The sequence below is a fragment of the Mucilaginibacter gracilis genome, from assembly GCF_003633615.1.
Lineage (GTDB): Bacteria > Bacteroidota > Bacteroidia > Sphingobacteriales > Sphingobacteriaceae > Mucilaginibacter > Mucilaginibacter gracilis.
Genome location: NZ_RBKU01000001.1, coordinates 49,430 through 73,811, shown reverse-complemented (window position 1 = coordinate 73,811; position 24,382 = coordinate 49,430). Strand labels below are relative to the sequence as shown.

At 46.6% G+C, this 24,382-nt stretch carries 16 protein-coding genes; all 16 read right to left on the bottom strand.

Annotated features, from left to right (window positions below; genetic code table 11):
• Position 1: 1 nt before the first annotated feature.
• The 16 genes from BDD43_RS00240 to BDD43_RS00165 all read right to left on the bottom strand — a co-directional run bounded on the left by BDD43_RS00240 (position 2) and on the right by BDD43_RS00165 (position 24,208).
• The gene (locus BDD43_RS00240; protein ID WP_121195568.1) at positions 2–1,459 is read right to left on the bottom strand and encodes a RagB/SusD family nutrient uptake outer membrane protein; all 1,458 of its coding nucleotides are present in this window, start codon (positions 1,457–1,459) and stop codon (positions 2–4) included.
• Between the two features lie 18 nt (positions 1,460–1,477).
• Complete coding sequence (locus BDD43_RS00235) at positions 1,478–4,708, bottom strand: SusC/RagA family TonB-linked outer membrane protein (RefSeq protein WP_246001367.1); 3,231 nt, start codon at positions 4,706–4,708, stop codon at positions 1,478–1,480.
• A 239-nt stretch (positions 4,709–4,947) separates the two neighbouring features.
• Positions 4,948–5,946, bottom strand: a complete 999-nt coding sequence (locus tag BDD43_RS00230; protein ID WP_121195565.1) for a FecR family protein — start codon at positions 5,944–5,946, stop codon at positions 4,948–4,950.
• A gap of 66 nt (positions 5,947–6,012) precedes the next feature.
• The gene (locus BDD43_RS00225; RefSeq protein ID WP_121195564.1) at positions 6,013–6,594 is read right to left on the bottom strand and encodes an RNA polymerase sigma factor; all 582 of its coding nucleotides are present in this window, start codon (positions 6,592–6,594) and stop codon (positions 6,013–6,015) included.
• A 364-nt stretch (positions 6,595–6,958) separates the two neighbouring features.
• Positions 6,959–7,435, bottom strand: coding sequence for an SRPBCC family protein (locus BDD43_RS00220; protein ID WP_121195563.1), 477 nt, complete (start codon positions 7,433–7,435; stop codon positions 6,959–6,961).
• A gap of 11 nt (positions 7,436–7,446) precedes the next feature.
• On the bottom strand, positions 7,447–7,770 hold the full coding sequence (locus BDD43_RS00215) for an ArsR/SmtB family transcription factor (protein WP_121195562.1): 324 nt from the start codon (positions 7,768–7,770) through the stop codon (positions 7,447–7,449).
• On the bottom strand, positions 7,751–8,203 hold the full coding sequence (locus BDD43_RS00210) for an SRPBCC family protein (protein ID WP_121195561.1): 453 nt from the start codon (positions 8,201–8,203) through the stop codon (positions 7,751–7,753). Before BDD43_RS00210 ends, BDD43_RS00215 begins: the two co-directional genes overlap by 20 nt.
• Before the next feature lie 394 nt (positions 8,204–8,597).
• Positions 8,598–10,082, bottom strand: coding sequence for a RagB/SusD family nutrient uptake outer membrane protein (locus BDD43_RS00205; protein WP_211339638.1), 1,485 nt, complete (start codon positions 10,080–10,082; stop codon positions 8,598–8,600).
• Between the two features lie 48 nt (positions 10,083–10,130).
• On the bottom strand, positions 10,131–13,502 hold the full coding sequence (locus tag BDD43_RS00200; protein ID WP_162846938.1) for a SusC/RagA family TonB-linked outer membrane protein: 3,372 nt from the start codon (positions 13,500–13,502) through the stop codon (positions 10,131–10,133).
• Positions 13,503–13,525: 23 nt separating this feature from the next.
• Positions 13,526–14,647 carry an ISAs1 family transposase gene (locus BDD43_RS00195; RefSeq protein ID WP_121195558.1) on the bottom strand — a complete coding sequence of 374 codons (1,122 nt, stop codon included), beginning with the start codon at positions 14,645–14,647 and terminating at the stop codon, positions 13,526–13,528.
• A gap of 348 nt (positions 14,648–14,995) precedes the next feature.
• A complete protein-coding gene (locus BDD43_RS00190) occupies positions 14,996–16,039 on the bottom strand; it encodes a FecR family protein (protein ID WP_121195556.1) in 1,044 nt (347 codons plus the stop codon).
• A 130-nt stretch (positions 16,040–16,169) separates the two neighbouring features.
• Complete coding sequence (locus BDD43_RS00185; RefSeq protein ID WP_121195555.1) at positions 16,170–16,775, bottom strand: RNA polymerase sigma-70 factor; 606 nt, start codon at positions 16,773–16,775, stop codon at positions 16,170–16,172.
• A gap of 223 nt (positions 16,776–16,998) precedes the next feature.
• Positions 16,999–18,435 carry a c-type cytochrome domain-containing protein gene (locus BDD43_RS00180; protein WP_121195553.1) on the bottom strand — a complete coding sequence of 479 codons (1,437 nt, stop codon included), beginning with the start codon at positions 18,433–18,435 and terminating at the stop codon, positions 16,999–17,001.
• A gap of 12 nt (positions 18,436–18,447) precedes the next feature.
• Entirely contained in the window at positions 18,448–19,506 is a 1,059-nt protein-coding gene (locus BDD43_RS00175) for a twin-arginine translocation signal domain-containing protein (protein WP_121195552.1), read from the bottom strand.
• Positions 19,506–20,972 (bottom strand): DUF1501 domain-containing protein, encoded by a 1,467-nt coding sequence (locus tag BDD43_RS00170; protein ID WP_121195550.1) that lies wholly within the window; start codon positions 20,970–20,972, stop codon positions 19,506–19,508. Before BDD43_RS00170 ends, BDD43_RS00175 begins: the two co-directional genes overlap by 1 nt.
• 8 nt (positions 20,973–20,980) lie before the next feature.
• Complete coding sequence (locus tag BDD43_RS00165) at positions 20,981–24,208, bottom strand: DUF1553 domain-containing protein (protein ID WP_121195549.1); 3,228 nt, start codon at positions 24,206–24,208, stop codon at positions 20,981–20,983.
• Positions 24,209–24,382: the final 174 nt, after the last annotated feature.

Genomic DNA, 24,382 nt, shown 5'->3' with positions numbered 1-24,382 from the left:
TTTATTTAGCGCCTGGATAGCCTGGGTTTTGAACCATATTAGGATTAGTACGCATTGCCTCTGTTGGAATTGGGAACAGTGCCGCGGTTGATTTCCAGTTGGTTTTAATTAAAGGCAATACATCATCGGCACGGCTTTTACCTGCTACGTTTGTAACGCTTTTCCAGCGTTTTAAATCAAACCAGCGGTGTCCCCATTCAGCAAAAAGCTCAACGCGGCGTTCCTGTTCAACCATGGTCATACCGGCTGCAATTGAGGCAGGCGTGCCAAGTGCGGTTAATCCGGAACGGTCACGTATTACATTCAGGTCGTCTTTACCGTCGCTAAATTTAGATTGTTGTATCCGGGCCTCACCACGAATCAGGTAAGCCTCGGCAAAACGCAGCACCATTGAATATTCTGTAGCAGCGGCGCCACTCACGCCAACCCTAACTTTATATTTAAACGGATAGTAGTAAGTAACCGGTGGCGTGGCTGTAGTATTGTAAATGCCCACCCAGTTAGTATAGCGCTTATCGCCAACCTCAAAAGCACTGGCTAAGCCATTAGGGCCGGTAGTTATCCTATAAAGCGGACTGCTTGCCGGCACCATCAGATTACCTTCCCAGGTGTTACGGCCACCCAAAGTGTTAACCACCTGCAACTGCCAGATAGCCTCGTTACTATTTTTGAGGAATGCTTTGCTCATACTGGCAGCGTTGGTTTGATCAGGGTTTTTCAACAGGCTATAGTTAGGTGTATTGATCACCTCGGTAGCTTCTGTTTCGGCCTGGGCGTTGTTGCCGGTATATAAATAAGCCCTTGCCAGTAAAAGCGTAGCAGCAGTTTTGTTAGGCCGGGTACGCTCCAGGTTGCCCGGATAAGCAGTGCCCAATAGTCTTTTGGCTTCAACCAGATCGGCTATTACAGCGGCATAAACGTCGGCCTTGGGGGTTCTGGGTAAACTGCTGTTGGTTGGCACATCATCGGTTAATATTAAGGGTACATCGCCAAACATATTGGTGAGGTAAAAGTGGCAAAAGGCACGTACAAAACGCGCTTCGCCCAATAATTGATTTTTGGTAGCGGCCGATAGGGTTGTTGATGCCGTTACGCCTTTAATAATGGCGTTTGAACGATAAATAAAATCGTACGGTTGCGACCATAATATACCCACATAAGTATTATCAGGTGATATGGCATTGTTTTTAAACTCATCAAAACTTGCAAACGTAGCGGCATAAGCAAACTCATCGGCGCTCATGGCGCTCATAAAGGTAGTGAGCACGTTGGCAAACTGATAGTTATAGGCGTTCATATCGCTATAAATGCCAACTATAGCAGCGGTTGCGGTGGCATCGCTCACAAAAACACTTGAGCTAACCAATTGATTTTTGGGGTTTTCTATGTCGACATATTTATTGCACGACACTGTTGAGGTTAGCAGCACAACTCCCAGTATATAATATAATGCTTTCATTGTTTTAAATTTTGGATGTTAAAATGAAACTTGTACACCAGCAGTATAAACACTTAAAGGCGGCAATGCATAACCTTTAGTTTCGGGGTCAAACCCTTTGTATTTGGTTATGGTAAACAGGTTTTGGCCTTGTACATATACCGACAGGTTTTTAAGCTTAAGGCTCTTAACCAGGTTTGCAAAATTGTACTTTAACGATACATTTTTTAAACGGATAAAGGAAGCATCAACCCAGTTTGCGCTTGATAAGCGGTAAGCATTTTGATAAGCGGCATAAGTAGCTGTACCGGCAGTTGCGGTGGCTCCCGGAATGTTGGTTTGATCGCCGGGCTGTTTCCAGCGATTTAAAGCGCTAACCTCCGAGTTTTGCAATATCCCGTTAGGGTATGACAGGTAGCCATAGTTAAGCCCTGGTCCGTTTTGTTTTACAAACTGGAAGAAGAAATTAAAGCTAAAGCTTTTGTAATTGAAGCTGTTTTGGATACCTCCATAAAAATCGGGAGTGGTGCTGCCCAGTGTAACCAGGTCAGGATCATCAATTCCTCCGCTATTATTAAGATCCCTAAATTCAGGCACGCCGGTTTGTGGATTAACTCTGGTAAAATCATAACCTCTTACAATATTCAAAGGCTGGCCAATTACATAGGTATCGGCATATGCTGATTTTGTAAAATCAGGAAATTCCAATAGCTCGGTACGGGCGAAAGTTATGTTGAATGATGTATTCCAGTTGAAATTCTTTTTTTGAATGTTAACCGTATTCAATTCAAATTCCCAGCCTGTATTTTGCACTAAGGCAGGCAGGTTACCGGTAAACCCTGTAAAGCCGGATTGAGGTGATAGAACCTCGTTCACCACTTGGTTGTTTGATCTATTTCGGTAATAGTTTACAGTAAGCAATATCCTATCGCTCAGGAAACCCAAATCTATACCACCTTCAATTTTTTTGTTTTCTTCCCAGCCAAAGTCGGGGTTAGGGAAACGTATTGGGTATAAACTTGACGATCCGCCGTAAGGGAAACTTGCTGATCCCCAGCTATCCAAATATCCGTAATCCCCAATCTGGTCGTTGCCTACAATACCAAAGCTTCCGCGTAATTTACCAAAGCTTAAAAAGCTGATCTTATCTTTGATGAGAGATTCGTTGCTGAATAACCATGCCGCACCTACAGCGCCAAAATTACCATAGCGCCTGTTAGGACCAAACCTGGAAGAACCATCTCTGCGGAAAGTTCCGTTAACGATATATTTTTCGTCCCAGTTATAGGTTACCCTGCCAAATATTGAAGTATACCTGTATTTACCATAATTAAAGGTTTTAGCTGATACCGATGCTGCTGCATCTACAGCTCCAAGCAGCTCATCGCTGGCATAACCGCTGCCAATAACAGACTGGCCATTGGTTATACTTTGTTGCCAGGTACCACCTAATAAGGCGTTAAAGGTACCTTTGCTGATTTTACGTGTATAATCAATCTGGGGCTCAATAATGTATGAGCTCATATCACTATTGCCATAATAAGCCTGGCTGCCCGAGTAGGTGGCCGGGTTGTAACTGGCTTGCGGATAGGTCTGGGTTTGTTTCATACCCATTTGTGTAAAGCCGCCTGTAGTTTTGATGTTTAAACCCGGCAAGATCATGTAGCTGATTGACGTGTTGCCAAACAAAGTATGCGTTTGCGAATCACTGCTCCGTGCCAAAAAAGCCAACGGATTTTGTTGATTCCCATACCAATAGTAAGCGCCGGCAGCATCGTAAATAGGATAATTTGGTGGCAGGTTGTAATACTGCGTTATATCGGTAGCGATGGTGTTATTTTGGTCGGATGTGTATTTGATGGAAGCGTTTATTTTAAACTTATTATCAACAGATTGGTGATTGAGCGATAAATTTAACGCGGCCCTTTTATACCCCAGATCGCCGGGAAGTACAATTTTCTCATCCCGTACGGTTCCGCTGATCAGAAAATTAGTTTGCTCGGTACCACCCCTTAAAGAACCGGAAGCCTCTGTTAAGCCTGCTGATTTACCGACCAGCATTTTTTGCCAGTTTTGATTCAGATTTGGATCCCAGCTCAATAAATCTGGAGCTTTATCAATAGTTGGCGTTACATGGTCGTTGGCAAAGGCCTCTCTGCGCAAAGCCAAATAATCTGTAATGTTCAACATATCAACCATATGGTTCACTTTTGATATACCACTATATACATTAAAGTTAAACTCGGGCTTACCTGCCTTACCTTGTTTGGTGGTGATCAAAATAACACCATTAGCACCACGTGAACCATAAATAGCTGTAGCATCGGCATCCTTTAATATATCAATCCGTTCAATATCTGTTGGGTTAATGCTGCTTAAAGGGCTTTGGCTGCCATTGGCGCCATCAAATTGGCTCAGGCCTGTAGATATAAAAGGTACGCCATCAACAATATACAGAGGATCGTTACCCCCGTTAATGAAGTTTTCTCCACGCAGGTGAACATTATACCCTGAGCCCGGATAACCTGTAACCGCCGAAATATCTAAACCGGCTACCCGGCCCTGCAATGCTGCCAACGGGTCGGTAACGGGTTGTGATCCAATATCCTTAGCGGTGATAGAGGTTACCGAACCGGTGTTATTTCTTTTAGTAGTGGTACCGTAACCAATTACAACCACGGCATCAAGTGTACCTACGGTAGTCTTCATGGTAACATTTATAGCCTGTGTGCCGCTTACTGTTTTTTCGATAGTTGCATAACCTATATAACTAAATACAAGTACATCATTTTGTGATGCTTGAACGGTAAACACACCATTCAAATCGCTGATCGCGCCGCTTGGTTTTCCTTTTACCTTGATAGAAACTCCCGGTAAGGGTTCACCTTCCTCATCTTTTACTGTTCCCCTGATCTGCTCAGTAGCTATCTGTTTTTCAACTTTCGGCGCTTCATATTTAAATATGATGATGCTGTTATTGGTTTGCTTGTACGTAAGCCCCGTACCTTTCAGCAACTCATCAAGCACCTGCTGTACGCTGCGTGTTTGCGCACTAAGGCTGATCGCTTTTACCGAGCCGATCTCGTTTTTACGAAAGGCAAACCTAAAATCGGTTTGGCTCTCAATTTTTGTTAAAGCGGTTTGCAGATTAGCCTGCGACAAACCAAAGGAAACTTTAACCTCTGATAATGTTTGCGCCGTAACTGTTGAGGCATTGATGCTGCTCACTGCAAACAGTAAGATTATCACTATGATCGCATTCACCTTCATAAAAAAACTTGTTCTTTTTAAAAAAAATGGATAATAAGCAGGCCATAGCCTACTTGCAAAAAGCGTAGAATTGTAATACATTGCATTGGTTTTACGTTGTTCGAGAAATAATTTAAGACCGTTTAGTAAGCCCTGGTTGCCGCCGGGGTTTACTTTTTTTATGTCATTTGTGATAGCGGGGTTTTCATTTGATCATAGTTTTCGGGGGTTTGATTGTTAATTAATGTGTGTTTTGTCTGTCAGCAGCCTGGCCCGTCAATAGCTATTATGCCATTTTTAAGTTCCAGTTTGGCGCCGGTAATATCACTTAATACGCTTAGCACCTGGCCTATCTCGTTCCGGTTTAGAAACGCGGCCGTGAACCTGCATGTTTTAACCTTATCGTTTTTGAATAATACTTTTACACCGTAGCGTTTAGATACCATATCGGCAGCTTCGGCAAGGGTAATATCATCCATTATGAGGTCGTTCGCCTTCCATACAGTTACCGTACTGGCGTCTATTTGTTGTTTGCTTGGCGCTTTTAAATCGGGTGTCCATAGCAATTGCTGGTTGGGTTTTAAAATGGCCAGTGTTTTATTAGCATCCTGCACCATAACCCTGCCGCGGGTTACCGTAACGGTTACTTTAGCATTGGCTTTATAGGCAGATATATTGAAGGCCGTACCCAAAACCGTAGTCCGTATTTTTCCGGTGTGGATAATGAAGGGATGAGCGGCAATGTGCTTCACATCAAAATAGGCTTCGCCGGTAAGGGTAACCTCGCGGTTGGCTTTGCCGGTAAAACTATCGGGGTAATCCAGGTGGCTGTTATTATTGAGCTGAACGGATGTTCCGTCGGGCAGTTTGATCCATTTGCGGCTGCTTTGTTGCAATGGTTTTGCAGCGCTGGTTTTAACTAATAGGGGTGGGGTACTTTTTACTGCCGGCTTTAACAGATAAAAACCGATGGCACAAATGAGTAGTGATGTAGCGGCAACAGCCATCCATTTTAATGGTTTGTTGGTTTTTTTTACGATGCCAGCCTGGAACTTTATTTTTTTATATAACGTTGCCTCATCAAAAGTGTGTTTTGTAGTTGATTGATTTTGATTTAAATGCCCGGTTTCTTTAATGGCGGCTTCCCACTCATCCTCATATCCCCCGGCATTGATGTAGGCCAAAACCTGCACTTTTTCGTCGTTAGTGCATTGATTGGATATGAAGTTTACGAAAAGTTGTTTAATGGATGCTTCCAAAATTCTTTCTTGTTTTATGTATTACACTTAACAAGGCAAGAACATTTACTCTACATTAAAATAAATTTATTTTTTCATTAACAATAGCAGTAGCAGAGCGCCATTGCGTACCATGTAGGCCTTAATAAACTTAATTGCCTTTACCATTTGGCTGTTTACGGTGCTGTCGCTGATACCTAATTTTTCGGCAGCCTGCTTGTACGAATAACCATTATTGCGGCATAGATCATATATCAGTTTGCGTTGTGGGGGTAACTGCTCAATGGCATCGCTAATAAAACCTGATGTTTGTTTACGCTGCGTGTATTGATGTGCATCTTCTGCCAGATCAATACTGTGCATAGCTATCTCATCGGTGATCCAGGTTTCGCGCGAACCGCGACGGATCATGTTTAATGAGGTGTTTTTGGCAATGGTAAAAAGAAAGGGAAGTAAAGACCTGTCGGTTTGTAAAAACGCTGCCGATTCCCATAACTTCACAAACGTATCCTGAACAACATCTTCGGCAAGGATGGGTGATTTCAGAATATTTAAGGCATAGGCGTATATCCTTTTCACGTACAAGCTGTACAACTGTGAAAAAGCATTTTCATCCTGCTCTTTGAGTTTCCTGATTAATTCGTATTCCCTATCCTGACTAATCTGCATAGTCTACAAATTTAGTAGATTTAATTTATTCTGCCATTATATTTAAATAACAGCCCAATCTAATAAATTTTGCGCAGTTATACAGTATCAGAGCTCACATCTGAATGTCAAAAGTGAATTGAACAGTGTTATTGAAAATGAAAATTTCGACAGATAATTTGGAGAATAACCCGATAATTATGAGATGATATGTATGTTTTTTATTGGGAATTGAAACGGCACAAGAAAGTATCACATTAGTAGCGATGTGAGTTTATTGCTACGGCGGAAATAACTATTTTCTAAATTAAAATGGAGGTCGCAATTTGCGACCTCCATTTTTGTTATGCCTCCCCGGGTTTATAACAATCCTTTTCCTTAGTCCTTATTCGGGTGCATCGGTTTTTACCAGAAGATCGTCTTTCAGGTGCGGCTGCCCTTTACCCGTGGTGATCAACTTTAATAAACTATGCTGCAAAAAATAGTTCCATCCTTTAAAGCAGTCCTGATAACACTCACTTTCGGGAACCAAACCTATATGGGTGAAGTGCAGTTGCGTTTGGCCATTATTTTTAGAGATCTCGAAGTGAATTTGAGTGTTGGTCCATTCGGTTTTATCGTCAAGAAAACTCAAATAACTTTCCGTAACCAGCCAAACAATCTTTTTGTTAGGATGTACGTCCGTTAATTTTTGTTTGGAATAGTGCATATCTGCGAAACGGACTTCAAATTCATCGTTCAATTTTTCTGAATGACCTTTAAAATCCTCCGACCACCAGGCACGGATGTTATTGATCGCATTAAACACTTCTTCGGGGCTTTGGTCCACGGTAAGTGTGGTGGTAAAATCTTGTTGACTCATGATTTTCGATTTTAGTTGGGTAATTTGTTATTTAATAAGGTTTCTAACTTCTTCAGTTTCGACGTCCAGAATTGATCGAAGTAGTTTAGCCAGGCCTGCAGTTCTTCAAAACCATCCTTCTTCAGCGTACAATACCGTTCTCTGCCCATATCTTGTATAGAGATAAACCCGGCGGTTTCCAATATCTTAACGTGTTTGGAAACAGCGGGGCGGCTCATATCGAAATTATCTGCCAGGCTGTTAATGGTCAAACTATCTTCGGAGAGCAGCAAAAGCATCTTCCGCCGGCTCGGGTCCCCGATCACCTGGAAGGTATCAAGAGTTGGTATGGCCATGAGCTCCTGCTTGTAAAAGTTTGTCGATGTTTGTGAATTTTTCCAACCAGCCGTGCATCAGGCCGTGATACATGTCCAGGTTTTCTGCCTTGTCGAATCCGCGGTGATCCAGCGTCACTTCGGTGCCGTTGTCTTTGGATTCCAGTTGCCATGTCACCACGGATTTCAGCGTGATCTGGCCTTCGCCGGGGCCGCAGTTCCATGAATAACTCAGGGTTTTTAAAGGTTCAATGTCCAGCACCTTGCAGTAGAAGATGCCGTCAAAGTTCAGGTTAGCCTTCCCGCCGGTCCGGAATTGAAATTCATGTCCTAAAACAGGCTCGAAATTATTTTTCATGAGCCATTGCCCCATGAGTTCCGAATTGGTTAGGTACTCCCAAACGGTTTCAATGGGATGAGCGAAAAAATACTGGTGTTTAATAATTTTTGCCATAATGGGTAACTTTTAAGTTACCCAAATATATAAGTAACTTGTGGGTTACGCAAATTTATTTAAAAAATTATTTTATTTTGATTTTAGCACGATAGCGTATACACAATGCGCTTAGATATATAAAGAAGTTTCGACAGAGATAATTACTGAAGTAACCAATCATTATCAGATTATGATCAACACAACAAATGCGGCCGCCCTAAGCCAGCACGCTTTTTTAAAAGGGAACGGATGCGTTTTTCGCACCCGTTCCTATGGCAGGGAGGCCAAAACAATAGAAAAAATAGTAAGCACTGAATTAAAAATAATGACTTTCTAACTACGGCTGGAATGCGAAATATCAACCCTCGGTCTTTTCAGGGACCGGGGTTGATAAGGGAAACAATATTACTTCTTATTGGCCATAACCAGGATTCTGTGGCATTTTGGCTGGATTGGCCTGGATTTGGGATAGTGGTACTGGCTGGATGAGCTGGTAAGGGGCAATTTGGACCAGGACGCCGCCCAGTAAAATATTATACTTTTTGAAATAGGCGTTCATCACGGTGATGGCGCGGCCTGTCCGAATGAGGTCGAACCAGCGATGGCCTTCGAAGCAGAGTTCTACGCGGCGTTCCTGTTCGAGTGCGAGGCGCATGCCTGCCTGGTCGAGGCCGGTTTTGGAGGCAAGTCCGGCGCGGTTCCTAACCAGGTTCAAATAGGTATGGGCGATTGGGGTTTGGTTGGTTTCGTTCAATGCCTCAGCGTACATCAATAGGGCATCCGAGTAACGGTGTACGAACCAGTCGTTGTCGCCATCTTTGTCGGTGGGCGGGGTATCTAAGTATTTACGGGTGAAAACGGTTTTGACGAGCTTGCCGGTGCCATCGATGAAAGAGGTATCGATGGATATGGCGCGGCGGGTATCGCCGGGTTCAAAGGCAAAATAAAGATCCTTACTGCCGTTCATACGGTTGCCAGTGGTGCCGATGGTCACGAGAGTGGGGATCCCGCCAGTGGGCAGGAAGGCGTTGACGAATGGGCTGCCTTCGCCGATGCCGCCTTTTTTGTAGCCTACAGAAAAGATGACCTCGGCATTGTTCCCGTTGGCAGGGTTGAATACGTCCGAATAAACGGGCAGTAGTTTGTAAACGTTGGAATTGACTACCTGCGCCAGTTCGGTTACGGCGCCGGTATAATTCTTTTGGGTAAGGTAAACCTGCCCCAGCAAGGTCTGGACGGCCCCCTTGGTCACCCGGCCAATATCAGCCCCGGTATAGCTTAAAGGTACGGCGGCTTCGGCATCGGTGAGGTCTTTTACGATTTGCACGTAAACATCGGCAACGGGGGAGCGCCCTACTTCGTAAGCATCGGATACTGTTGTCAATGGCGCGATGACCAGGGGTACGTCACCGAATATGCGAACGAGGTTAAAATACATCAGTGCCCGCAGGTATTTGGCTTCGGCAACATAACGGCCCTTCAGGCTGGCGTCCATGGTCACGTTAGGTGCCTGGGTGATGATGTTGTTGCAGCGCAGAATCCCTTTGTAACCATCTGTCCAGGCTGGTGCGATATAGATATTGGCAGAATTGGAATAGAAGCGTTCGAACTGGTCGAAATCATTATTGGCCGCACTTAAGGAGCTCTCAATATCGTCATCCGGGTAATCGGCCAAGAAATAATATTCTTCCGTATACTGCCCGTTCAGTTGCAGTGCGCCGTAAGCGCCGTTTACTGCGTTCAAGAGGTCGCTTTGGGTTTTATAAAAGTTGGTTGCGCCGATCTGGGAAATGGGCGTAAGGTCAAGAAAACTTTTTTTACAGGAAAGCATAGTTCCGGCTATGCCCAGCAGGAATGCCAGGACCTGAATGTTTTTTATGTTTAAGATTGTTTTCATTTTTTCTTCTTTTTTCTCGTTTCTTGGTCGTTTCTTTTTTAAGGGCTATTAAAAACCAATGTTCACGCCAATGGTATAAACCCTGCTGATCGGGTAAGCCCCGTAATCGACGCCTGGCTGGGTGGCGTTATCCCCGGCGGAGCCTACTTCGGGATTAAACCCGGAGTATTTTGTCAGCGTAAACAAGTTTTCGCCGGTTAGGTAAAACCTTGCCGATTTGATCTTAAATTTTTCTGCCAGTTTAGCGGGTAGGGTATAACCGAGGGTGACCGTTCTCAGGCGTAAATAGGATCCGTCTTCGACAAAGCGGGAGGAAAATACATTGTTGCTCCCGGTAACGCTTGAATTCAAACGGGGATGGATGCCGTCGCCGGGGTTATCGGGCGATTGCCAGGCATTCAGCACGCCCCTCTTTTGGTTGATACCTGCTCCGGAGCCGTTTTCGATCACCGAAGAGAAGGCATTGGCGATCTGATCGCCCTGCACGCCTTGAAGTACGGTGCTCAGGTCGAAGTTCCTGAACTGGAAGGTATTCGTTATGCCATAAGTAAAGTCGGGCTGGTTATTACCGATCAGTGTCATGTCGTGCGCGTCGATGATGCCATCATGATTGACGTCCTCGTATTTGACGTCACCGGCTCGGGTATTGGCAAAATGAGGGTATGTATTAAGCTCTGCCGTGTTATTAAATACGCCGATGGCATGGTAGCCGTAAAAGCTGCCGATCGCGCTGCCCACCTGGGTGACATTGATATTAGCCACATAAGAGCCGGTAAAGATCGGCGTAGCAGAAGGTCCGGTGTTCAGTACCTTGTTGCGGTTGAAAGAAATATTGAAATTGGTGTTCCATTTTAGCCCGCCTACGAGGTTACGGCTATTGACGGTAAACTCTACCCCTTTATTCTGTACTTCGCCAATGTTGACCAGGGCAGAAGTAAAGCCCAGTATGCTGGGTACCTGCAGGTTGAGTAGGAGGTCTGACGATACCCGGCTGTAATAATCAGCCGTGATCTGCAGTCGGTCGTGCAGGATGCTGGCTTCCAGCCCCAGGTCAGTCTGCACATTCTTTTCCCATTTGAGGTCGGGGTTGGAAATGCTGCTGGGCGCCAGGCCGCCGGTCAGCGTACCGGTACCGGTGCCCAGTACATAATTATCTTGAGTAATCAAGCCGATAGAGCCGTAATTGGCAATGTTGTTGTTCCCGGTCAGTCCGTAGCTGGCCCGTATTTTTAACTCGTTTAGCCAGTTGATGCTTTTTAGGAAACTTTCTTCGCTCAGGCGCCAGCCTACAGAGGCGGACGGGAATGAGCCATATTGAGTATTGGCGCCGAAGCGGGAAGAGCCATCGCGGCGGAAGTTAGCGGTGAGGAGATATTTGTCTTTATAGCTGTAATTGATCCGGGCCAATATGGAGGCCAGGGCCCATTTTTCGATGTTTTCGGTACCGATGCGGGTGGTCGCCGCGTTCACGGTGGTCACGGCATCATTTGGATACCCGGAGCCTACAATGCTGTTCTGTTCGTTGTCGTTCCATTGCGCGCTGTAACCTGCCAGCAGCTCCAATTTGTGATCTTTGGCCAATGTCGTTTTATAATTGGCGGTGTTTTCCCAGAGCAGGTTGATGTTCTGCGCGGTATTGTTAAAGCCGTTGGCTACGGAAACCCCTGAAGAGGGGACGGTGGTCGGCCTGAAATAATCTCTCCGGGAAGCCACGAAATCCGCTCCGCCGGAAGTGCGCAGGGTGAGCCCTTTGACGGGCTGCCAGTCGATGTATAAATTACCGAGAGCCCGGAGCGTTTTTTGCCAGTCAGTGATCTCTTTAAGCAGGGCCAGAGCGTTACGGCTTGACGCGTTACCTGTCAGTACCGGCCGGGTGTAGCTGCCGTCGGCCTGGTACGGTCCGATGAAGGGTTGTGAAAGCACGGCCAGCATGATCGTTCCTTCGTTGGTGGCGTTGGCATAGGTACCTTCGGTATTCGATACGCGTTCGTTGGAAAATGAGGGAGCGAGGTTCAAGCCGATCTTCAGGTTGGGTTTAACGGCGGCCTCGATGTTCGAACGGACCGAATAACGTTTAAAACCGGTGTATTTTACGATGCCGTCCTGTTGGAGAAAACCAGCGGACAGGTAATATTTATTACCGTTACTACCACCGGATACGGATAACTGGTAATTATTAAAGGGGGCGGTCTGGGTAACTACTTTTTGCCAATTGGTATCATCCCATTGTGACGGGTTGAAAAATATGGCCGCTAAGCCGTAAGCTCGGTTAACCGGCAGTACAGCGGGGTCACCGCCCCGGTCGATATAGGCGTTATTATAGGCTCTTAGGGTCACATCCACGAATTCCGCGGAGTTTAACATGTCGAGGTATTTACTCGGGCTGGATAGGCCGGAGTAAAAGTTAAGGTTAAATTTGGTTTTCCCGTCTCCGGTGCCTTTTTTGGTGGTGATCAGGACGACGCCGTTACCGCCCCTTGAACCGTAGATGGCTGCTGCGGAGGCGTCTTTCAGGACTTCTATCGAGGCGATATCGTCATTGCTTAACAGGTTCAGGGTTGCCGGATCGGCAAGGGGATAGCCATCCAGAACATACAGGGGCTGGTTGCCGGCGGAAATAGAGCCTGCACCACGTATCCTCACGGTGATGGGCGCGCCTGGTTTGCCCGTGGTTTGCTGCACCTCCACGCCGGCGATCTTCGCGGCCATGGCCTCACCTATGGTGGTCACGGGTTGGTCTCTGATACTTTTATCGGTGATCGAACCAACGGAGCCGGTGATATCGAGCGTTCGCTGGGTGCCGTAACCGACGACCACGACTTCGTTCAGCGATGTGGAATTACTGATCAGTTTAACGGTAATGGGCGAGGGAGAACCGGCCGGCGCTTCGAAAGTCAGGTAACCGATGTACTTAAAGACGAGGATGTCCGAGGGATTATCCGCCTGGATCTTGAAATTGCCGTCCGGGTCGGTCACGGTTCCCTTGGTGGTTCCCTTGATGGTCACGCTGACGCCGATCAGGGGCTGGCCCTTTTCATCAAGTACTTTACCCGATACCGGTACCGTTTGCTTTGGGGTGTTGGCGGTAACGTCGATCTTTTCGGCATCGATCAGCACGATCTTGTTTTTAAAGACCTGGTAATTGATATCGTACCTGGCGAGCAGTTTGTCGAGTACCGTTTTCAGGGGTTCATCACTGAATTGCACGGATATCCTGTCGCCTGTTTGTATAACGTCTTTATTGTAAATGAATTGGATTTGATTGGTTTTGGCCAACTGTTTTAAAATATCAGCCAGTGTTTTGCGCTCAGCGTTCAGGCTGATCTTCTTGTCCAGTATCACCTGCGCCGAAGATGGCCTGGCGTACGAAACAACTGTTAAAACGACTAAAATGAATAGCTGGCTAAATGTTATCCTCATAATCTTGTACCAGGGCCGACGCATTAGGAATTTGTTTTAGCGATTAATGAAAGAAGAAATTTATGGTTCCACCCGGCCATTTTTCTTTTTGCTTTCAGGCTGGCCTTACTGGTTTTGTCGGCTTTTAGGATATTTAGGGCTATCTTTCTGACTACGGCAAGGTTTTGGGCGGTCTGTTTGTTCCGTGTGGTATTGTAATCTTCGCCAAATCCGACATCCAACTGCCAGTGCAATTGGTTCTCAATGCCCCAATGTGCGCGGATGGCTTGGTTAAAATAGGCAGCATCAGCACGGAGGCTGGAGATATAGTAGCGGTCTTGTATGGAGTGGCTGTCACCTATTATCCTTTCCGAGGTTATTTTGATGATGGTCTTTATTCCCTTCCAATTTTCCTTTTCGTCAACCCAGTTAAGTTCATGAATGACTTTGCAGTCTCTGATCTCCGCCCGCCCGTGGCCCTTATCCAGGTGCTGGCTGTAACTGTCTTCTTTAAAGTTGAACTGATTGATTACCTGTTCATAAAGTGTTTCCTGGTTCTGTTTCAAAGCAAGGATATAATCGCCCTGGCTTTCGACAATCTGTTCAGCAATCGCTTTCTGTGTACCCATTGCGTCGATGCTTACTACCGCCCCTTTGATGTTCAATAGCGATAACAATGCTGGGATCGCCGTAATCTCATTGCTCTTGTCATCCACTTTTTGTTGCCCCAGTACCAACTGGTTACGACCCGACCAGGCGCTTACCAAATGCAAGGCCCCCAACCCCTGGTGTTTGCAGGCGCTGTTACAGATGCTCTTTCCATCGATAGCGATCAACTCCTTTTCGCCAGACAGGCCCGACTCCTCAAGACCCCGGCTAAGTTCCGCTGTCCAGGCACGAAAACACTGTTCAAAAAGCGCCGAATCGATCAGCATAAAAACCCGGTTGATCGTGTCATGACTGGGTATGCCGTTTTCAAGAGGCAGCAACTGCTTTAAAAAATCTTCTTTCTCCTTCCCGAATTCTTCCATCTCGTACCAGCTTTCTGCACCACATAGAACGGCCAATACCGACAAAATGATAACTTCCAGTAAATTGTGTTTCTTATTATTACCTGTACGAGGATCAGGTATCCATCTAAAATGATTGTGAAGTGAAGTCGTCATATGCTTTTACAAAGAAAAAACGCTAACCCGACTCTAATCCTCCCGAAACCACAAAAGTTATACCTACGTTTCCAACACTTTGTTCATAACCATATCAACTTTTAACTATTCTTATGCGTCAGCCCTGAATCTTGTACCAGAAATACCGGTCCTGTAAATAAAATTTCATAATTTTGGATTGAATGTATTTTTGAAAGAAAATATAATAAAGGCCCTGCACCAATTTATTTGATGTGATCCTAAGGGCCGGAATTCAAGGGTACAGGAGTGGTTGCTACACTCTTGTGCCTTTTTAATGGGGACCGTGCTTACGTTGGTTGTTTGTTGCTCATATCAGTTCGTTTTAGGTTATTTATAATGAATTGGTTTCATGCGGGTGTTTTTTTGGAGAATGATCTCCTTGCCGCTGATCTCGTAATTGAGTCTCAGCGCGGCTTTGAGTACGTCCAGAATATCGGGTAAATTGAGGTCACTCATGTCGGCATCCAGTACTGCATTATTCAGTTCAGAATTATCGACTTTGATATGGGCGCCAAACTGGCCGTTAAGCACGCTGACGATCTGGGATAATCTGGCGTTTTCAAAGGATAAACTAACGTGCCTCCACAGGTACAAGGAGGCTGTGTCTGTAGTGGGGCCGTGATACAAAACGTTCCCGGTAGCCTGGCAAACAGCTTGCTGCCTCGGGTACAGCATTACTTCTTTCATTTTTCCAGCAGTGCCTGTGCTGGTTTTTGTACTGACGGAGACTTTTCCGCTAACCACGGTTACACTCGCCGCATGGGTATTGTCGATATCGCTTACCCTGAAACTTGTTCCCCAAACCTTGGTGACCAGGTGGGTGCTGTTGATAATAAAGGGGTGCGCGGCGTCTTTGCTGACTTCGAAAAAGCAAATGCCTTTCATCGAAACATCCCGTGTTTTATTCCTGAATTTCGATGAATAGCTGATGCTGGAATTGGGGTTCAACCAAACCACGCTGCCATCGGGCAAAAGGCGTTTAAGGAGGTGCTTCGTCGTATTGGTAAGCTGGATCTCCTCAGCCAGTTCTATTGCGGGATGGGTGGGGGCGAATGGCCGATCCGGTAAAAACAGGCCGATTAGGGCTAAGGCTGCCGCTGCCGCCGTAACGGGCCGCCACAATTTGTGAATGATGGTTTTGCGCCTGGTAAGCGGCCCGCCAGCCTGGCTTGGGTTACCTTCCATTTGGCTGTGTATCCCGCGCAGAATTTTATTTTCTAACAACTGCCGCTCGGCTCCGGTCAGCGTTTTGCTGAAATCATCAGCGGCTTGGTGTTTTTGGTACCAGGTATCGATGGCATCGGTTTCTTCAGGCGTACAAGCACCTTTGGCATACCTGTCGAGCAGTTCTGCAAGCTGTGTTTTATCCATGTTCAATAAAAATGTATCAGGCTTATAATAGATAGTCGGCCAGGAAGGGGTGTTCCCTTGTTCTCGCGGATTTTTTTTTGCAAGTTACCTCCTTTGCTTTACGGGAGCAGCAGCTTGATTGAAGGGCGGTTCACCTGGGCGGATGGATATGAAATACAAAAACAAGTGCGATCAGGAATAAATAGCCGGCATATAAAGCGGGTTTTAGCCTGCTCAAAGCTTTGGTCAGGTGCCCCTCGACTGTTTTTTCAGAGATATCCAAAAGGCTGGCAATTTCTTTGTTGCTTTTGTGCTCGATACGGCTCAGCCTGTAAATAAACCTGCATTTATCAGGCAGTTGATGAACCAGAATCTCGATGTGGCGGATCAGGTCGACCAATAAAATGCGTTCCAGGGTTGAGTTGTCGTAATCTGCTGCTGGCTGGCTTGTTCCCCGAAAGTTTTCCCTGACCAAGGCGGCCCGATAATGGTCAAGTACCTTATATTTGACTGCGGTATAAAGGTAATTGCCCAGGCCTTTGGTAAAGCTTACCCGGAAACGCTTTTCCCAGAGCTTAACAAAAATGTCCTGTAACAGATCTTCACACACGCCGGCATCGCGTACGCCTTTGTAAGCAGCGTCGAAAAGGCGTCCCCAATACCGGTGATAGATCTCGTTAAAGGCTGCCAGATCGCCTTGGTTCAGGAGGAGGACAAGCTCATTATCGGCAAGTACAGTATAGTCACTCGGCGCCATGGGGAAATCACAACTTAAGTTTAAAATCAACAGATCATCAGATCGGTCGCAGATTAGCCTGTAATCGGTACAGGCTTAAATCAGTTGAACGTAATTGGTAACCAAATATACTGTCTTTTCATATGACAGGCTCCTTTAAGCCCCAAAAAATCAGGTTATAACCCTGCTTAACGATTGGGAACACTCCCAATGTTGATTATTGGTCGGGTGTTTAGTGGATGGGTTAATTTTTAGCGCCGGTATCGATGTTGCACCAGGGGATTTTTTTTTGTAGTATGGCAACACCCTCCTTACTGACTGCTGTTCTCCAGCAATAAATATTACGGAGGTTTTTTAGCGGGGCCAGTTGTTTTAGCCCCTGATCGTCAATCCGGGTTCCGGTGAGGTTGAGGTAGACAAGGTTGGGCAGGCGGGCTATGCTCTGGATACCGGCGTCGGTCAGGTTCGTATAGGCCATGTCCAGGCGGGTAAGGGAAGTCATTTTGGAAAGCTGGGGGAGGGCAGTGTCGGTGATCTTTGTATGGCTGAGCCGCAGCCAGGTGATCTGCGGGCTCAACCTAACCAGTAAAGCCATTTTTGAATCGTCAAATCCGGGCGCGTTGATACAGCTTACCGATAAATAGTTTTGTGCCTGCGCAATGGGGGATACCAGGACGAATAGTTTTTTTAAGGTATCGATGTCTGTCCGTGCGGCCAGGGGCGCTTTTTGATTAAATAGTATATACGGTTTTGATCCCGCGCCGCCGCCGGGGGAGCGTAAGGTTTGTGAATTGCCGTTTAAGGTAGAAAATAGCTGTTTGGTTTTCTCGTCCGGATGCAGTTCTTTTAGTTTTTTTGTAAAGTCGGCCCCATGGTTTATCCACCATTTGATCATCGAAATTTCGTTGTCTGTCAGGGCCTCTTTCCCCTTGGGGGGCATCCGGTGATCGTCATCGGGCGGAAGTAATACCCGTTTGACCAGTTCGCTGCCATCTGCATGGTTTTTGAGGATCACCGCTCCGTGTTCCCCACCTTTCATGAGTAAAGTTTCGGTATCCATCCTGAAATTTCCCTTGCTTTTGGATTCGCCATGGCAACTCCAGCATTTACTTTGCAGTATGGGAGAGATCACATCCCGGTAAACCCTGGCTTCGTTTACATCGCTGATCTTTTCCGGGCTGTTTTTTTCCGCGCTAAGTTTCATGCCTAACCAGGACCGTAACGGTTCAGGCAGATCAGCGGTAAGATAGCCCTCTCCATGGGTCATATTTCCGCCCAGGTGTCCCGTGAAGGTCAAAAGGAGTAGCATCACCAGCATGGCGATGCGATAGCTGGTATTGGATTTGGAAGCGATGGCTTTGACTTTCAGGTAACTGCATACGCCGGCTATGAAAACTAAACTGATACCGGCCCACTGGTGCCAGAATAAGGTTTGGGCGGGGTAACCGCCCGATCGTGACAGTAACCACCCGAATGCCGCGGAAACGAGAGCGCTCAGGCAGCCCCACCGCAAAATCAAAACGATGACCTGATCCCATTGGATGGTGCGTTTACGCATGGCCAATGCCTCAAGCATCGCGGCGACAATTAGCATACCGATGGGGAGGTGGACAATAACCGGGTGTAAATGGCCGATAAAACTGCCCCAGTCAGCTGTTAATAAAATGGTTGAAATTGGCATCGGCACATGGGCTTAAATTCTTTCTAACTGAACGGGATAAGTTTTCCCAGCGTTCCACTGGCATATATACAGGTTCTTGTCATTGTCGATGCAAACATCGTGGCAGTGTTTAAAAATGGGTGTTTCCTGTATCATGATCTCCAATTCGCCATTGTTGTATTGCGGTTTGGTGCCGCCCGGGTTAGAAACTACCTGGTTATTGCCATTCAAAATGGTTACAAAGCCAGAGTTCAGTGCGGGTACCGGGTGGTGGTGCAATGCGGAATAACAAACCCCCGAATACAACATATCCCCGTCGAAAACCGCCCTGCTTATATAAGCCCCGGGCAGGTAAATCGATGAGAGGTATTTGCCGTCCAGGGTATACCGCTTAAAACAGTTCTTCATACGCTCAGTGCACATCAAAACCGGGTTTCCCGGGTCGCGGCTGTCCAGGGTTACGCCATGGGCCTGTTTGAATTTTTTATCATCAAGGTATCCGTCGCCACCAAACTTGCGGATAAACTCACCTTGAGCGGTATACTGTAAAATGTATTGTGAACCGTAGCCATCGGCAATGTAAATATCGCCATTGGGACCTATGCAGGTTTCGGTGGGGCAAAACTTATCACAATCTGCATACTGGCCGATAAACTTGGGATGCTTAATGGTAAGCAACACTTTACCACCCAGTGTGGTTTTGTAAACTTCGCCTAAAATATAATCGGTGATATACAAGAACTCGGTTCCGTTCTCATTATGCAAGGTCAACCCATGTCCGCCTGGGAACTGGTGTCCCCAGGTATCCAATAGTTTACCCCCTTTATCGTAAATAATAATGTTGTTCTTCGGTTCATCGGTGATCATGATCAGCCGTTTCTTACTGTCCATCACCATCTCATGGCAATTATTTACCGGATACCGGCTTGCATTTAAAATGCCCCATTCCTGGTTAACACGGTATTTGAAATCTCCGTGCCCGATGATGGGGGATCTGTTACCGCTTTTGACCATCCTGGTGAACGATGTTGTTGGTACCGCCGCCGATACGCCGGCTACAGCCGCGCTTTTTATAAAATCCCGCCGATGCATCAGGCTAAAATGCTTTGAATAACCTTGCCCGATACATCCGTTAAACGATACCGCCTTCCCTGGCTCTTAAATGTGAATTTTTCGTGATCGATACCTAAAGTATACAACATCGTGGCCTGGAAATCGTGGACATGCATGGGATCTTTCACAATGTTGTATGAAAAATCATCGGTCTCCCCGTAGACCAGTCCGCTCTTAATACCGCCGCCGGCCATCCACATACTATAACACGTCGCATGGTGATCGCGGCCGAAATCATCCGGCGTTAGCTTACCTTGGCAAAAACTTGTGCGGCCAAACTCACCACCCCATACAACCAGAGTATCGTCTAGCAAGCCGCGTTGTTTGAGGTCTTTTACTAAAGCAGCTGAAGCCTGGTCGGTTTGCTCGGTCGCCTTTTTGATGCCGGATGCGAGCTTGCCATGGTGGTCCCAGCCTAAATGATAGAGTTGTACAAAGCGGACGTCCTTTTCGGCCAGCCGGCGGGCCATTAAACAGTTATAGGCAAAAGTACCTGGTATTTTTACATCCGGCCCGTACATATCCAGGATATGCTGGGGCTCATCGCTCAGGTTGGTGATCTCAGGTACGGCCATCTGCATGCGGTAGGCCATTTCGTATTGGTTTATCCGGCTGTCAATCTCCGGGTCGTGCCACTTTTCGTTTTGCAGCAAGTTCAGTTGTTTAATATAGTCCAGCGCGTGGCGGCGATCCATTTGATCCACCCCCTCGGGCGATGAAAGATACAGTACCGGGTCCTTGCCGGACATGAACTGTACGCCCTGGTGATACGATGGTAAAAATCCGTTGCTCCAGGCCGAGCTGCTGATGGGCTGGTCGCCACCGCCTTTTGATATCATGACGATAAAAGAGGGTAGGTTCTGATTCAGGCTACCCAGGCCATAGCTTAGCCACGATCCTATACTTGGGCGCCCGCTTAACTGGTTCCCGGTTTGGGTGAAGATTACGGCGGGTTCATGGTTGATCTGTTCCGTGTACATGGATTTGACCAGGCAAATATCGTCGACGATCCCTGCAGTATGCGGTAAGAGATCGCTGATATAGGTACCATTGCTACCCTGGCGCGAAAATGTGGCTGCGGAACCGGCCAGCGGGAAGCTGGATTGGTTACTGACCATGCCCGACAAACGGTTCCCGCCTAATACCGATGCCGGGATTTCCTGTCCGTGCATCTGGTTCAGCCTGGGTTTATAGTCAAACAGTTCCATCTGCGATGGCCCGCCACTTTGAAACAGGTAAATTACCCGTTTTGCGGTAGGGACAAAATTGGGTTTGCCCAGGGGTTGATTTTCATCTGGGGACGCGGTTAGGTGCTTTAATAATTCTTTAGAGGGACTGTTACACCCCAGCAATGACCCTAAGGCCAAACCACCCAGGCCCAATACCGAGCCTTTTAAAAAATTCCGTCTCTTTTGGGCGTATAGCATTTCCTGTAATTCATCCATAAGGCCGTTTATTTTCTGGTGATAAATTCATCTGTGTTCATTAATGCCAGGCTGATATCGGCAAGCGCTGCAGTTTCGCACCATTTCTGGTGATCATAAGTTTTGTACTCGCCAATATGAAATAGTTTGTCTGCCTTGTCGGGATGGCTTTGGTATTTGCTGTATCCAACCTGGTACATCTTGCGGAGTAAGTCCAGTTCTTTTGTACCGGCTGTTCTCCCGGTGATCAGCCTGAAACCAAAATTCAACTGCAGGTTAAGGGTAGGGCCGCCCTCGCTCAGCATACGGATCGCAATTTGTTGCGATGCTTCGATAAACTGCGGATCATTGAGCAGCACCAGCGCCTGTAAGGGCGAACTGGAACGTTGTTGCCGGACGGTACAAACGCTTCGGTCCGAAGCATCGAAAATAAGCATGGATGGAGGCGGGCTGGTCCGTTTACGAACGGTATAGATACTGCGCCTGTACAGGCCCTCACCTGTAGCCTGCGTATAAATGGGCCGCCAGCTTTTATCACTCAAGGCTTCCCATAAACCGGTTGGCTGATAAGGGTACACACTTGGCCCGCCTATTTTATCGATCAACAGTTTACTGATAGCCAAAGCATTATCACGGATCATTTCAGCGGAATATCTGAAGCGCGGACTCCGGGAGAGCCAAATATTCTGCGGGTCTGCGGCTAATTTCTCGGTCGTTATTTCTGATCTCTGCCTGTAGGTTGCACTCATCAATATCATTTTCTGTATAACCTTGGTATCCCAGCCGCTTTGGCGGAACTTAATCGATAAATAATCCAGCAGTTCGGGATGCGAGGGCATTTCGCCCTGGTTACCAAAATCGTCGGTTGTTTTGACGAGCCCTCTTCCGAATATTAAACCCCATATCCGGTTTACCGCAACCCGGGCCGTAAGCGGGTTATCGGGCAAAAATAGCCATCGGGCCAAACCCAGCCTGTTTTTAGGGAAGGTGGCTGGATAGGGTAGTATGGCATCCGGCGTACGTGGTTTTACCTCGGCTCCGTAGTTATCATATACGCCGCGTTTAAGTACATGGGTTATCCGGGGCTTGGGTAAGTCGCCCATCACCATCACTTCTTTTGCCGAATCCAGTACTGCGGCCAGCCGCATGCGTTGCTGCATGAGGGCGAAGTTCAAGGTATCCCTTTGTTTCTTCGTTTTAGCAACCAATTTTAAGAGTAATCGCTTTTGCAGGTAAGCCGCATCGGCATCGGTCAGTTCGTTATTGAATAACATAAATTCATCCAGTTCGGCGCCTGGCAAGGCATGGTCCAGGGCCCGGTACCCGAAGGTTAAGCCTGTAAAGGGATAGATCTTCTGGACATCCGGGTGCGAACGGATATTCTTTTGTAAATGATCGTATGCGATTACAGGGTTAAGCTTTTGTCCGTTAATATACATTTTTAAGCCCCTGGCCCTGCTTGATCCGTCGTAACTCAGTGCGATATGGTACCATTGGCCAGGCCGTAATGCCGATGGACTAAAAACACTGATGCAATCGTGCGGATAAGCATGATTGAGGCGAAAATTGAGTTTGTTATCGCTTACCATCAGGTCATAGCCCTGGGTGCCGTACCTTTCCGGGTCTGTTTGACAAAAAACTACACCGTGGTTATTACCCTGTGGCAGTTTCAACCACAGGCTGATCCCAAAAGGCTCGTATCTTTCAAAATAGCCAATTTTATAAGGCGGAAAATGAACATTGGTTTCCGCGGTAAGCTTTAACGATTTACCAGAAACTCCATTGCCGATAGTGGAAGAAGTAGCTTCGGCGGATAAGGCTTGATTTATCGTATTAGGGAATAACTTGATGGTTTGTCTTTTACCTCCTTTTTTTGTTTCGGAAAGACCATTGACCTGAGTGTCAAACGTTAAATGGGCGATCGCCTTTGCTGCCAGGGATTCTTCTATATCGTTTTCGATAGGTTTTACTGCGTTTTTCCTGAGCTCTAATTGCCGGATGAAAGATTGAATGTCAGCTATCTTTTGATCCGTCAGTTTATCGGTCAATATCAGGGTAGGACCCGCGACCACGTTCTTATCCCCAAAATTGGGGCTGCCCAATTCAAACGTACTGTTAAAAAAAGCAAACATCGAATAATAGTCCTTCTGGCTGATAGGATCGTATTTATGGTCATGGCATTTGGCGCAGCCAATGGTCAACCCCATCAGCGCTGTGCCTAAGGTATTGGTACGGTCAACCACATATTCCACCCTGAATTCTTCGCCAATGATACCCGCCTCTGTATTCTGTTTATGATTCCGGTTAAAACCCGTGGCCAGGATCTGTTCTTGCGTAGCATGCGGGAGCAGGTCGCCGGCCAGTTGCCAGGTAATAAACTGATCAAAGGGCAGGTTTTGGTTGTAAGCTTTGATCACCCAGTCTCGCCAAGGTGAAGTGTCACGGTGCCTGTCATCAAGATAGCCGTAACTATCTGCGAATCGCGAGGCATCCAGCCAGTAAGCGGCCATTCTTTCACCGTAATGTTTTGATGCTAAAAAATGATCCACCATTTTTTCGTAAGCGCCGGCTGATCTGTCTTTGATGAAATTATCTGTTTCAGCTATGCTCGGTGGCAGTCCTGTCACATCAAAACTCACCCGCCTGATCAGTGTTTCTTTATCGGCTTCGGCAGACGGGCTAAGGTTTTCTTTTTCCAACTTTTTTAGAATAAAGTTGTCGATATCATTCTTTATCCATTTTGTTTGATGCACAGATGGCGGATCCGGCATGACCGGTTTAACGAACGCCCAGTGTGGTTTATATTTGGCGCCCTGGTCTACCCACTTAATTAATACGGCCTTTTCTCTCGGGCTTAGTGCCAGGTGGGAAGCGGGCGTAGGCATGATATCATCCGCTTGAGCGGATAAGATCCTACGCACCATTTCGCTTTTGGCGGGGTTTCCGGGAGTAATGGCTTTCAGTCCGGTTCCGGTAACTTTATGGTAAGCTGCCGTATCGATATCCAAACGTAATCCGGCTTTTTGTTTTTTAGCATCGGGTCCGTGGCAGGAAAAGCATTTGTCGGATAGAATGGGTTTTACATCAACATTATAATCGATCGCATCCGCAAGGTTAATGGTTTCAGCTTCCACCTCGGCGGGTAACTCCATGCTTGATCGCGAAATAAAGTAGATGGCCAGCGCGGCCAGCGATACAATCAATAAAGCCTTTTTATTGCTGCCCAATTGCTTTACACTATTCAATATCTTTAACATGTTGTTCCTATTGCTCTTAGAGATAGCTGTAAACGCCGGATTGGTATTTTGCCCTGCGGTACCCGCATGAGCTGATTCTGTAAAGATGCCTTGTTAATAAAAAAACAGGCGGATACAAACCCGTAAATATTTGTTGCAATCGTTCCCATTTAATGGGAGCATTCCCAATGAAAG

What these genes read in the sequence shown, in the direction of transcription:
- BDD43_RS00165 (WP_121195549.1), bottom strand. Translation starts at nt 24,208, where the DNA reads ATGTTAAAGATATTGAATAGTGTAAAGCAATTGGGCAGCAATAAAAAG.
- BDD43_RS00210 (WP_121195561.1), bottom strand. Translation starts at nt 8,203, where the DNA reads ATGGCAAAAATTATTAAACACCAGTATTTTTTCGCTCATCCCATTGAA.
- BDD43_RS00225 (WP_121195564.1), bottom strand. Translation starts at nt 6,594, where the DNA reads ATGCAGATTAGTCAGGATAGGGAATACGAATTAATCAGGAAACTCAAA.
- BDD43_RS00235 (WP_246001367.1), bottom strand. Translation starts at nt 4,708, where the DNA reads ATGAAGGTGAATGCGATCATAGTGATAATCTTACTGTTTGCAGTGAGC.
- BDD43_RS00175 (WP_121195552.1), bottom strand. Translation starts at nt 19,506, where the DNA reads ATGCATCGGCGGGATTTTATAAAAAGCGCGGCTGTAGCCGGCGTATCG.
- BDD43_RS00215 (WP_121195562.1), bottom strand. Translation starts at nt 7,770, where the DNA reads ATGGCCATACCAACTCTTGATACCTTCCAGGTGATCGGGGACCCGAGC.
- BDD43_RS00200 (WP_162846938.1), bottom strand. Translation starts at nt 13,502, where the DNA reads ATGAGGATAACATTTAGCCAGCTATTCATTTTAGTCGTTTTAACAGTT.
- BDD43_RS00190 (WP_121195556.1), bottom strand. Translation starts at nt 16,039, where the DNA reads ATGGATAAAACACAGCTTGCAGAACTGCTCGACAGGTATGCCAAAGGT.
- BDD43_RS00240 (WP_121195568.1), bottom strand. Translation starts at nt 1,459, where the DNA reads ATGAAAGCATTATATTATATACTGGGAGTTGTGCTGCTAACCTCAACA.
- BDD43_RS00180 (WP_121195553.1), bottom strand. Translation starts at nt 18,435, where the DNA reads ATGCCAATTTCAACCATTTTATTAACAGCTGACTGGGGCAGTTTTATC.
- BDD43_RS00185 (WP_121195555.1), bottom strand. Translation starts at nt 16,775, where the DNA reads ATGGCGCCGAGTGACTATACTGTACTTGCCGATAATGAGCTTGTCCTC.
- BDD43_RS00220 (WP_121195563.1), bottom strand. Translation starts at nt 7,435, where the DNA reads ATGAGTCAACAAGATTTTACCACCACACTTACCGTGGACCAAAGCCCC.
- BDD43_RS00205 (WP_211339638.1), bottom strand. Translation starts at nt 10,082, where the DNA reads ATGAAAACAATCTTAAACATAAAAAACATTCAGGTCCTGGCATTCCTG.
- BDD43_RS00195 (WP_121195558.1), bottom strand. Translation starts at nt 14,647, where the DNA reads ATGACGACTTCACTTCACAATCATTTTAGATGGATACCTGATCCTCGT.
- BDD43_RS00170 (WP_121195550.1), bottom strand. Translation starts at nt 20,972, where the DNA reads ATGGATGAATTACAGGAAATGCTATACGCCCAAAAGAGACGGAATTTT.